The organism is Bacteroides luhongzhouii, assembly GCF_009193295.2.
Lineage (GTDB): Bacteria > Bacteroidota > Bacteroidia > Bacteroidales > Bacteroidaceae > Bacteroides > Bacteroides luhongzhouii.
Genome location: NZ_CP059973.1, coordinates 1,008,372 through 1,021,534 on the forward strand (window position 1 = coordinate 1,008,372; position 13,163 = coordinate 1,021,534).

A 13,163-nucleotide genomic window follows, 5' to 3' on the forward strand; every position below is an offset into this window, starting at 1 on the left:
GGGTTCAACAATATATTTTCTCATATCGCAAAAGTAAGTACTATAAATTAAAAGTTCCCCTTCTAATGTTTTATAGAAGGGGAACTTTTAAACAGTGACCGGACAATATGTTTTTTTCAAAGGTATCATTTGTTATTTCCCTTCTTTTTCCTGATAAACGGAGGGTAAAACACCAAATTCATCCTTGAAATAACGACTGAAATATTTGGGGTTATTGAAGCCTACTTCGAAGGCCACTTCGGACACATGAAGCTGGCTTTCACGCAATAATTGCGCTGCCCGTTTCAAGCGAATCACGCGGATAAACTCAATCGGTGTCTTTCCTGTGATCTGAAGCAATTTCTTATACAAATGCACACGACTCATACCCAGCTCCCGACTAAGTTCCTCTACCGAGAGTTCAGTACGTGACATATTATCTTCCACATACTTGACTGCTTTCTCTATCAACTTCTCATCCAATGAAGTAATCACAATCTCACTAGGCGCAGGATCAATCATTCCCAGGGTGACACGATGATAACGGCTTAGTTCTATCAGTTTACGGATACGCAACACAAGAATAGTCATGTTGAACGGCTTCGTTACATAATCGTCCGCTCCTGTCTGCAATCCTTCTAACTTTGCTTCGGTATTCTGTCGCGCTGTCAGCAAAATCACAGGGATATGCGCTGTGCGCTTATCCTGCTTTATCAGGCGACACAACTCATTGCCGTCCATTTGGGGCATCATTACATCACTGATGACCAGATCGGGTAATTCTTCCTGCATCATTTCCCACGCTTCCTGACCATTCACAGCCAGTTTGACACGATACTGCAACTCTAGACTATAACGCATAAAGATACGGAAATCTTCATTATCATCTACTATCATCAACAATGGGAAATTTTTGCGTTCCGTTTCCTCCCTGGCTTCCTCTTTCATCTCCTTATCTTCTTCATCCCCGACCGGTATGCCCCTTTCTTCTGGCAACTGCACCTGTGTCTCCACATGTTTTACCGGAAACTGAATAACGAAAACAGACCCCATCCCTATATTATCGAATACCTTCACTTCTCCTTCATGCAAAGTGACAAAATCACGTACCAAACTCAAGCCGATACCATTTCCGGTAGTTTCCTCTACTCCCTTATGATCCGCCTGATAGAAACGTTCGAAGATATGTTCCTTGTCCACATCGCTAATTCCTATTCCGGTGTCGGTAATCTTGATTTCCAGTATATCGGGAGTTCCTGCCACATGCTCTACCATCACCGTCACACGTCCTCCTTCGGGAGTAAACTTAAAAGCATTAGAAAGCAAATTCATCACAATCTTTCCTATCTTGTCAGCATCAAAAGCCATCGAGAATGTATCTATACCCGAAAAGAAAGAGAACTGAATATGTTTCTTATCCGCCATCAACAAGAAAGAGTTACAAACACTATGCACATACGAAATGATATCTCCTTCCGACAGAGACAACTGATGAGTACTCATTTCTCCTTTACGAAAATCAAGCAGTTGATTAACCAGATGCAACAACCGTTGTGCATTACGATACATCAATTGCAAACGTGTACTCTGCAATTCATCGGTCGTTTCTTTCAGCATGCCTTCCAAAGGAGAAATAATCAAAGTGAGCGGTGTACGCAATTCGTGGCTAACGTTCGTGAAGAAACGGAATTTCATATTATTTATTTCTTCATTCTTCGCCACCTCATTTTCTATTTGCTGAAGATGAAACTTCTCACGTTCACGTTTCAGCATCCGGTAACGCGCTAGGAAGAGCACGATAACCAAACCGACGGCATACAACAAATAAGCCCACCATGACATCCAGAAAGGAGGATTGACTACAATACCCAGAGTGGCTTCCTTTATGCCGACATAACCGTCACTATTGATCGCTTTCACTCTCAAAACGTACTTTCCCGGAGCAAGATTAGTGAAAGTCACATTGTGTACTCCTAATGGCAGGGTTAACCAGTCATTATTGAACCCTTCCAACTTATACATATATTGAGTTTTCTCCGGCAAGTTATAGTTATCCGAAGCAAAAGATACACTAAAAATGTTCTGCTTATAATCGAACTCTACATTTTCTACATCGTTCAACTCTTTTTCAATCAACACTCTTCCACCATACGACTGTCCCACTTTCACAGCCTCATCAAACAGCGAAAGACCTGTAAACATCACATTAGGCAGCATTTTATTATAGCGTATATGATCCGGAGCAAAAACATTTACTCCATACAGACCACCAATCGCAATAATCCCATTGTGCAACGTTTTGATGGAACGCTGATTAAAATCACAATTCTGCAATCCGTCCTCACTATTGTAAGCCCTGGAATCGAAAAGATAATTCCCTTTTCCATCAGAGGCCACTGTTACCCGAATCACCTTTCTGCTGGTCGATACCCACATATTACGCTCCTGATCTTCCGTAATTGCTGCAATAAAATTTCCTTTGGCCTCTGCAACAGGAGATAGATCCAGAAACATATGGCGCCTCGTATCATACACATTCAATCCCTCACGGGTAGCAATCCATACCAATCCCCGGCTATCCTTATATACATGATTAACCGCATCATTCGACAACTTGACATTACCGCTCTGGCCTTGAATCTTTTTTATTTCTCGAGTACGCATATCCATCATGCCTACTCCCTGATTGGCAGTTCCGAAAAACAATGTATTATTATCTGCCCAACACAAAGAGGTTACATTATTCTCCAATAAAGCCGAGTTATTACTGGTATAAGTTTCAAAAATACCGGATAATGGCTCCAAACATTGCAAACCGCCTCCCAACGAAGCAATCCAGATTCTTCCCTTATCATCCTCCACCAATGCCCAGACATTATTACTCGCCAAAGCGTTTCCGGTACTTTCCTTATAAGAACGCACCCGGGAACCATTCATACAATACAATCCCCCATTAAATGTCCCGACCCATAATTTACCATCTTTTGACTTCAGCATAGATACAACCGGATTTGGCAACTGTCCTTCGGCATCTCGCCAAAAAGGTTCAGCCTTTCCTGTAGAGCGATTCCACAAAAGAATCCCATGGTCGTTCGTGCCTAGCCACAGCCTGTTTTCATCCGCCTGTTCTATGCAAGTTATATCTCCCCATTCATACATATTGAACTTAAAGATACTTTCACTATAATAAGATACTCCTTTTTTATAAGTGCCTACCCACATGATACCATCCCTGTCAGCATATAGGTCATAAATGGTATTATGAGGCAAGCTCCGTCCATTGTCATCGTGGGTAACAAGAGAAGTCACTTTCCCCGTTTCTTTCTCAAGCACGTCTATGCCGTCATAATCCTTTCCAACCCAAATCCTGCCTTCTATATCCTGTGCTACCGCATGAATAATTACGTCCGGACGTGACGACCAGATACCGGTCAAATCTGTCCGCCAACTTTTTGTTCCGCAATCATACGCCCATATTCCCATAAGGCTGTATGCCCAGATACAATTGTCTCTGTCTACAAAGAGCGAAAACTCTATTGTCTTTCCTGCCGGAATATATTTTTTTATGTCATCAGACTTCCATTTTATTGCCAATGTGGCATGATCCAGACAGACAAGCAGTCCTGTATTATAAATCAACAAAAGTCCGTCACTACACTCCGCTATTTGTGTCACTCCATACTCCGGCAATGAATGTTCCACATACGAAAAAAAAAGTCTCTTTCCACCTTCCTTGTAACGGTAGCATCCTTCACCTGCCACACTAAGACATATATTCCCTTCCCGGTCTACAAAGACCTGTTCCGGAACTCCTCCTGACTCGAGATTCTTCATGAATCCGGTAACATCGGTGATAAAACAATCCCGTTCTTTATCAAACAACACATAGCCTCGGGCCGTATTTATCCAAAACCGTCCATCAGGCATTTCCACAATATCAGTAATATAATTATCCGGCAAAGATCCCGGATCATTCTCGGCATGCTGGTATATTTTAAAAGTATATCCATCATAACGATTCAATCCCGTAGCCGTACCAAACCACATGAATCCATCACGATCTTTACAAATAGTGTTTACAGAGTTATTAGACAGTCCATCCGATACTTCCAGATGCTTAAACTGATAGGATTGCGCAACCACCATCCACGAAGTGAGAAGTAAAACAAACAATAAAAGGTTCTTTCTTATCATGTTTTTCAGATTTGTACAAAGGAAATAAAATATTACCAAACAGCCAAGAAAAAGAGCCTGCGAAAGCCTTTACTCATCGGTAATTTAGAAAAAAAGTGAAGGGGCTACAAAAAAGACAAACGGTCTGAACAGAGATTCCCGCCCAGACCGTCCTTATGGTTTATTAATACTCAATAGAAACAACAGAGCAACTCTACCCCGGACTATTCCGTCGCGAGTCCCTCCATCAGCCCGTTATACTCCAAATTGTCATAAATATCCAACGTATTGCGACTCAGAACACCGTCCCCACGATCCCAATAGAATGGAACCAGTCCATGAGCACGCGCCTGGCGCACTACACATCTGTCGAACGCCGCACGCGACAAGTCATGTATTCTTTGGGCTTCTTCATCCAGCAATTGACGACGGATAGCCGCAAACTCACCGATGAGTACCGGAATATTCTGTTCAACAAACCGGGTCTTCAGTTTCTGAAATTGAGCTTTCATATATTCCTCTCCACCAATATTGTCCCAACGACCTTCGTAATTGCCAACAGCATACCCGCGATTCTCTTCTCCCCAGAAATAGAAAGCCTTTCCCCAACTCTCGTCTTTCTCCATGCCGCAGAATTGCCACGAACTATAATAATGTACTTCAACAATCATTCGTCCGTCCGTCGGGTCTTCGGGCAATCGGTCCATCCATTGAATAGTTTTGTCAATATCCGTAGCAGGTCCCTGTACTATGAGATTACGATACACATTTTTCCCTCCTGTAGCACGAACGGCATCTACAAATGTCTGTTCGTACTGTAGCAGTACTGCCATATCATCGGCATCCTCAACATTCGGTTCGTTGCAGCCAGCAAAAATCAGACGCTCGTCATAGTTTCTGAAGAAAGTAGCAATCTGTTGCCACAAAGCTCGTTGTTTTTGGTCTACAGCTTTATTATATCCGTTTGGAATATCATTCTCCAACCAGCCTCCGTCCCAATGAATATTAAGAATAGCATACAGTTTGTTATCCACACAATAGTCTACCACTTCCTTCACACGGTTGAGCCACGACGCCTGTATTTCATAGTTTCCATCACTAACTAAATAATCATTCCAGGCACAAGGAATACGTACCGCACTGAACCCAAGTTCCTTTATCTTGGTAATCATGGCTTTGGTAGTAGCCGGATTTCCCCAGGCGGTTTCTCCACCGACAGCTTCCAGCGAATTACCCAGATTCCATCCAATCGCAATTTCCTTCATCAATTCCATCGCATTCTTCTCCATGCCTGTCATATCTGCTTCTGGTATCGAAGAAACCTGTTGAATCACGGTAACTGATTCTATAAGGTCATTCAGCACGAATGTAATAACGGCTGTACGAGCTTCATTACCAACGTTAGGATCGGCGGTAAATGTCTCCACCTTTTCAGTCAGAGCACGTAAAGAATTATGATGAAGCCATCCGGCACCAACCGTTATCTCATAATCTCCGGATGCCTGTATCTGAATAGAAAAGTTTTCCCCTTCACCGGCAACTGTCACTTCGTGTGTTTCCGCTACTAAAAGGTCACTGGCGAGCTGATTCACCTGTACCACCCCATTCTTTTCACTTCCTGTCACCTTAATCGTAGTCGAACGGGATTCCGTATCAGGATTGGCAGTTACACTGACTAGATACTTGCCAGTCTTTTTCGAATCCGATTCCTGCCGGGTGATGCTGCACCACTCCGGCGAATCCGACACTACTTCATAAGACACGTTTGATTGTATATAGAGTAAAGTCTCGCTTTGGCTCTTACCGAAAGTCAATTCTTGCTTTGAGATTGTGATGAAAGGAGTTCCCGCTACTTCATCTTCCGTACAGGAAATAAGCAAAATACCTGCCAGACAGAAAACATAATACGTCCAAAGACTACAAATCTTATTCATACTCATTCAATTACAAGATTTTTAAAGTATCTATAGTAACGTTCACTTTATCCGGTTCTGCAATGTCACTGAACATATCAATGATATCAATCACGAATACGATTACACCGTTATATGCGGCTTCCGGTTTAATGTTGATAGCATAAGTACCGTTGCCTTTCACCTTTACATCACTCGTGCCTGAATAACTAGGCCACCAACCACTTGCCGTACACATCAGACCTGCATTATATTCCTTGGTGGCCGCATCGCCACTCAATCCGCTAATAGTAAAAGTCAGCTCCATTGAATAGTCGAACACAATGCTTGCCGGATCAACCGGAAATGCAGATGCAGTCTGACCATATTGATTATACAGTTCGATACGAAAATTATTCTTATCGCTCTCCAGATGTCCCCACACCAATTTATGGTTGTCAACAGTAATAGTGGTTGCCTCCGGTTCGGAACTTCCTCCGGCATTGGGCACAAAGTGATAAGCCTGATATTCATCTTTTTCAGAGCTGCGCGCACCAAGCCACATTCCTATCACCGATCCTCCTGCACTCTCGATGCGGAGGATGCGGAGCTGGTTGTTAGCATCTGCTCCAAACATAATATCACCGCCACCGATGTGACAGGCAGGCAAAGCTGAACTGAAGGTGTAAATGCCTTTTTTGTCCAAACTATAGGTTCCGTCCGAAGAAGTACCATCAGGCAGAATAAGAGAATAGGTCATTGTACTTGAGTTCAAAGTCAACGCAAGTTTTTCCAATCCACTGACCGGGGTTGCCCACTCGGGATAGTTACCGGCCGTAAAGTTATTCATCAGGCTACCATCCAGGTTTGCCCAGTCGAACGGAACATCAGGCGACATCGTCCATTTGATTTCGGTAGTCACGACTTCTGATACCATATCCTCCCATCCGTCAGGCAATGCCGGTTCCGGATCGGGCTTATCGTCAGGCACGTAATTGTCGGCATATTCTTTCGAAACAAAGTTCCATACCAACCACCAAGGTCCTTCACTATTGTCACGCATCACCCCGATACGCATATGATTCTCATCCAGTTCGAGCAACTTCAGATTTCGGTTCCAGTTCGTACTTCTGTCCGACCATGAAGGCGTGTGCAACAGTTCACAGTCAGTAAACGTGATGGTATGATCGTCCACATTGAGCATAAATGTACCTACGGCTGTGCTCTGTGAAGAAGAATTATAAACTGTCACGTTCGCTCCGCCGGTCAGACCGAAAGTCATCGTACTCTCCCAAATAGCATCATCTCCCGAATGACCAACGCCCGGGTCCCAGTTGGCACTCCAATTGTTCCACTCTACGGTCGTGCTTGGATCAGCATAAGTCACTTCACCCGCAGCAAAGCCATACGAGCCGTTATCGAAAATCCAAACCTTCTCATTGTTGACTCCCCCCGACAAATAAGTCCATAAGGCATCATTCACAAATTCGGCACAGAAGCTGTCGATGGTAAACTTAGCGGCGGGACCATACACAATTCCGGCTCGTGTCTGTACACCGAACTTCACGCTATACTCTCCCTCAAACGGTATCTGTAGCTTAACTTCCGCACTCAGACTCCGTCCTTGCGGATGTTCCCAACAAACCTGATAACTTGAAGGCATCAGACTTTTCAGATAAATAATGTTCGGATTCACCGCATCATGCGTGATCGAAAAAGCAATTCCTTCGGCCAGATCATCCGAAACGACATCCTGACTTCCCAATTCATAAGTTTCGGGAGTACATGCCGACAACAATGTGACGAGCGTTGCCAGCAATGCTATATATAACTTTGATACAATCTTATTCATAACTTCCATTTTTTAATACCAACCTGCATTCTGTTTCAAAACGCCATTCGAAAGTGTAATCTGATTATTCGGAATCTGAGAGAAACCTCGTTTGCCGATAATGTTCGAAGCTATAATGCTTACCTCCTCGGGACTTCCTCCGCTGACAACCGACGTAGTACCTGCAATCTGCGAAGCAGCATAATCCACCCCCTGACGTAACAGATCCCAGTAACGCTGTCCTTCAAAAGCAAACTCTAGCATGCGTTCTTTTACTATATTTTCTTTTGTGACCGCAACCTCCCGATAATCACCTGAAACAGACAAGTTTCCCTTACCATCATTCACCGTATAAGCACGCTGGCGTACCTGACTGAGATATGCCTGTGCATTCGGACTTCCTAATTCAGCAGCCATCAACAACACATCAGCATAGCGCATCACAATGAAATCCTGATATTGTGAAATCTGGAAATCTCCTTTGCCCAGACCGGAAACTTCATCAGCAATCGACCATGCACCGGACTTTTCATCTTTGACCCATTTCGACATCGGAGTATATTTCTTTACCGTATAACCGGTGTATTCACGTTGGTCGGCATATGATTTTGCATATTCCGAATCATCGGCGATACCTTCACTATCCAGATTGATGATAGAAGCTTCACGACGTGCATCACCTGTACCATAGACAGTCCACATCCTAGGATTGACCGTACATCCTCCCCATCCTTTCCCATAAGGTGCATGATTCAGATAGCTACGTATTCCCATATAGACCAACCAGCGGTTTCCATCATTATTACCATCATAATCTTGCGTATAATTAAATTTCTGTGCCAATACCACCTCCTTATTTCCTTTTCCGGCATAGGTTGTAGTCTGCGTATAATCACCTGTCGCCGCGTTTCGGCTCCATGAAGTGGAAGCAGCCGGCCACAAGTTCTTGAATTCTTCAACCAGTCCGTAGCCTTCGGTCTCCGCTACAGCGATAAAATCTTCCAATCCCTGCAATACCGAAGCTTTGGTGACACCTTCTACCTGAGGTTCTTTGCCGTAATAGCCTGTATAAAACAGGTAAACACGAGCTAACAGCGCCTCAGCAGCAAACTTGGTTATATGACCGTCGTTCGAAGCAGCCGCACTTTTAGGATATACACCTGCCGGAATATTATCCGCAGCAAATTTAAGATCGCTGAAGATAAGATTGTACACCTCTTCCGGGTTAGCCTGCGCACGGTTCTCGTTCACAGGTTCAGTGAATAAGGGAATATTTTCCCAAAGGCGGACCATATCGAAATAGCACAAGGCACGTAAGGCACGACATTCACCGATATAAGTATTTCTCGTCTGGTCACTTGTCCAGGATATCTGACCTTCATGAGCCAGAAGTTCATTGCATCGATACACTGCCGCATAATAGTTGGTCCATTCCGTTTCCAGCAAGTTCATATCGGAAGGAGACTGAGTGGCATCGAAGCGATCTATCACCTGATAGTTGCGGGCGTCAGTATTTCCCATACCGGCAAAACACTCGTCCGCCATGATTTGCGAAGCAAAATAAAAGGCACATGCCTGACTGGACGTAGTACACTGCCAGCCATCATAACAACCTATCAATGCTCGCCACGCATCACTCTCAGTCCGGTAGAAGTTACCGGTAGTAGATTCTTTCTTCGATTCTACATCCAGAAAGCCTGCCGTACATCCCATAAGTGACATCACGGCTAGTCCCATTCCCACTATATATAATTTCATATTACTCATATTCTCTGATTTTTTTAAGGTTATAAATTAGAACTTCAGATTGACTCCAACGAGGAATGTACGTGGACGAGGATAATACCCCAGGTCAATACCCGATACCCAGTCGGATGTTCCGTAACCAATTTCGGGATCCATGCCATCGTATTTGGTGAAAGTAAACGCATTCTGTACCTGAACATACAAACGGGCCTGACTGATAGCTTTGAGTTTGATCAGCTTGGCAAAATCGTAGCCCAAGGTAATGTTGCTGATACGCAGATAGTCACCGTCTTGCAGGTAGAGGTCGGAGAATTGCCAGTTGATATTAGTATCCGTCACACGAGGCATCCGGTTGGAGGTTCCTTCTCCAGTCCAGCGATTCAGAATGGCAGTCGTATAGTTAGCCTTGCTATTGGCATAATTACGGTATGACTGTACAATCTGATTGCCAGCGGCTCCATAGGCTACCAGTGAAAAATCAAAGTTCTTGTAGTTAAATCCGACATTGAATCCATAGGTAAAATCGGGAGTGCCGTTGCCCAAATCCACCTTATCATTATCATCGATAATTCCATCCTGGTTCTGGTCTACGTAGATAACGTCACCCGCTTGTGCACCGGCCTGCAGGATGCCATGCTTTCCATCGGCATTCCAGTTGGCAATCTGTTCTTTGTTTTGGAAGATACCGGCAGTTTCGTATCCCCAAAAGTAACCGATAGCATGACCGTCCTGTGCACGGTAGAACTCCGGTGTATTATCATACAACATATTGATTTTGCCGTGAATGATACCATCTTCAGTAGGAATATTCCCTACCTTATTCTTGTTATATGCACCGTTCACACCAATATTATAATTGAAGTCCTTACCTGCTCGGTCATTCCAGGTTAAAGCCAGTTCAACACCTGTATTCTTCACATCGCCGCCATTGATAAAAGGTGCACCCGTTCCTGCCGTAGCCAGAATAGGAGCTTCCACCAGCCAATCTTTGGTTGTCTTGATATAGAAATCGGCGGTCAAACTCAAACGGCTTTTTAAGAAACGTGCATCAATGCCTATATTAGTCTGTTCCGAAGTCTCCCAAGTTACGCTCTCATTGGCCAGACGGCTGGGATATGCACCCCAGTAACCGGCCTGTGCCGGAGCGCCATCGACTGTTCCGAAAATGTAATGGGTATTGGAAGAGGTGATAGGAGCTGTATACTGGTAATTATCGATGTTCTGATTACCGACTTGCCCCCAACTAGCACGCAACTTCAGATAATCAAGCCAATTCTGAGTATTCTGCATGAACTTTTCATTTGAGAGAGTCCATCCCGCAGATATAGATGGAAATATACCGTAACGGTTGCCACGTGCAAACTTCGATGAACCATCAGCACGTAAGGTAGCATTCAACATATAGGTTTCCTTCCAGTTCCATCCGAAACGTCCAAAGTAAGAAACGGAGCGACTTTCATCATGCGGATATCCATCGACAGACATTCCGTCGTCGGCGCTCGAAGCTGTACCATTACCTGCATAGGCATGATCCCAATCGTCAAAGCCTTCTCTCAATGCTCCGGTTCTGGCCTGCAGATAAGTACCGGAATAGCGATATACTTCCATTCCGACTAAAGCATTGAATGCATGTCTGCCACATGTCCAGTCATAAGCTGCCGTATTAGTCCAAGTCATTCCTAAAGAATGATTCATATTCTGTGTGGCTGTTGTACGGGTCGTATTATAAGTATAAATTGAGAATCGATAAAGCGGATTGAAACTACGATATTCCGAAGAACCGTACACTGCTCCGAATACGCTCCTCAACTTCAAGTTCCTGACCGGTTGCAGTTCGGCATATACATTGCCGGAGAATGTGGCCGTCTTGTTCTCGTTGTTGCTGTTGGTCATCATCAAACCGTAAGGATTGCCGTCACCGTTATACCAATCAGAGTTCGATGTATCGTTATAAGAAGAATCATAAGCATTGTTGTCGCTATAGATTGGAGCAAGCGGTGAAGTGGCAAATGCACCGCGCAAAGTATTGTTATATTGGTCGGATACTGAAATACCATTGTTCATCTTGTAGACGAAGCTTACCTGTTCGCCCACTTTCAGCAGATCCGAGTCCTTGAATATCTTATGCTCGGAATTGATGCGGAAGTTGTAACGTTCATAGTTTGAAACGTCCTTACCGCCCACTACTCCTTCCTGACTCATATATCCCAACGATAAAGCATAGGTGGAAGTCTTCGAGCCTCCGGTGATGCCGAATGTATAACTCTGCGTCCTGGCATTGTCTTTAAACATCGAGTCTACCCAGTCGGTGTCGTGTACATTTCCATTGGCATCATAAATACTCCGGAACGAACTCCAGTTGTAAGGCGTATTTCCTGAATTAACCGCCTGCTCGTCCATAATGGTCATGTATTCTTTCGCGTTCAGCATATCCATCTTACGGGCCACAGTCTGCACACCGTAATAGGCATCAAAAGAAATCTGCGCCTTTCCTTCCTTGCCCGATTTTGTGGTAATCAACACTACACCATTGGCAGCCTGAGCACCATAAATAGCTGCCGAAGCTGCATCCTTTAATATATCGATACTTTCTATATCGGCAGGATTCAAGGTGGAAATATCACCTCCCACACCATCAATAAGATACAGCGGACTGGAATTTCCGACAGTACCCAGACCACGAATACTAACTTTCATGTCCGAGCCCGGCTGACCGGAAGTGGAAGAGATATTCACCCCGGGTGTCTGTCCTTGCATACCTTGCAAAGGGCTATTGGTGTTCATCTTGGCAAGACTCTCACCCTTCACCTGCACCGTTGCACCGGTCACCAGTTTCTTTTTCTGCACACCATAACCTACCACCACTACTTCATCAAGGACTTCGGTATCCTCCTTTAATATTACATTAAGCGACTTCTGACCCGTCACAACGATTTCCTGCGTAACGTACCCTATATAAGAGAAGACTAAAGTCTGGCCGGACACCACATTCAGCTTAAAGTTTCCGTCCATATCGGTTATCGTTCCATTAGCTGTCTCTTTCACCAAGACACTGACCCCCACCAGAGGTAGCTCATCAGTAGCCGAGATAACTACACCACTGACAGTTGAAGTTTGTGAAGGAGCAGCCTTCACAGCCATTATCGGCAAACATAATAGAATGATTACCGTAAAGCTAAAGAGATGCACGAATGTGCATTTTCTAAAAAAGTGTTTACTCATGGTATATTATTTAATAGTTGATTTAAAACACATGACAAAAAAACCGCAGACACGATGTCTTTTTTCCCGTTCCTTGCACCCTGTATCAGGATATCAAAGAGGTAGTCAATAACACCAGCACAAATACGACTTGTTTAATACCCGATGGACTAAATATTCCATCACTAAATGACTGTTTTTCCATATTCTTCTATACTATTAGATTAAATTTAACACCGTTAACCCTGCCTGATCAAAATATATTTGTTTCTATGTCACAAAATTATGTATTCGGCATGTAACTTCACCTCTGTAATGTTATTCATATAGGGAGCATTTTG

At 44.0% G+C, this 13,163-nt stretch carries 5 protein-coding genes; all 5 read right to left on the reverse strand.

The genetic code is table 11. From position 1 onward, the window contains the following. Nucleotides 1–132: 132 nt before the first annotated feature. Entirely contained in the window at nucleotides 133–4,173 is a 4,041-nt protein-coding gene (locus GD631_RS03865) for a hybrid sensor histidine kinase/response regulator transcription factor (protein ID WP_143258911.1), read from the reverse strand. A gap of 203 nt (nucleotides 4,174–4,376) precedes the next feature. Continuing rightward, nucleotides 4,377–6,092, reverse strand: a complete 1,716-nt coding sequence (locus GD631_RS03870; protein ID WP_244983357.1) for a cellulase family glycosylhydrolase — start codon at nucleotides 6,090–6,092, stop codon at nucleotides 4,377–4,379. Nucleotides 6,093–6,096: 4 nt separating this feature from the next. Continuing rightward, nucleotides 6,097–7,896, reverse strand: coding sequence for a hypothetical protein (locus GD631_RS03875; RefSeq protein ID WP_223225872.1), 1,800 nt, complete (start codon nucleotides 7,894–7,896; stop codon nucleotides 6,097–6,099). 12 nt (nucleotides 7,897–7,908) lie between these two features. After that, nucleotides 7,909–9,642 (reverse strand): RagB/SusD family nutrient uptake outer membrane protein, encoded by a 1,734-nt coding sequence (locus tag GD631_RS03880; RefSeq protein ID WP_143258908.1) that lies wholly within the window; start codon nucleotides 9,640–9,642, stop codon nucleotides 7,909–7,911. Between the two features lie 27 nt (nucleotides 9,643–9,669). Next, nucleotides 9,670–12,762: a SusC/RagA family TonB-linked outer membrane protein gene (locus tag GD631_RS03885; RefSeq protein WP_370511916.1), complete on the reverse strand. Its 3,093-nt coding sequence runs from the start codon at nucleotides 12,760–12,762 to the stop codon at nucleotides 9,670–9,672. Between the last annotated feature and the right edge of the window lie 401 nt (nucleotides 12,763–13,163).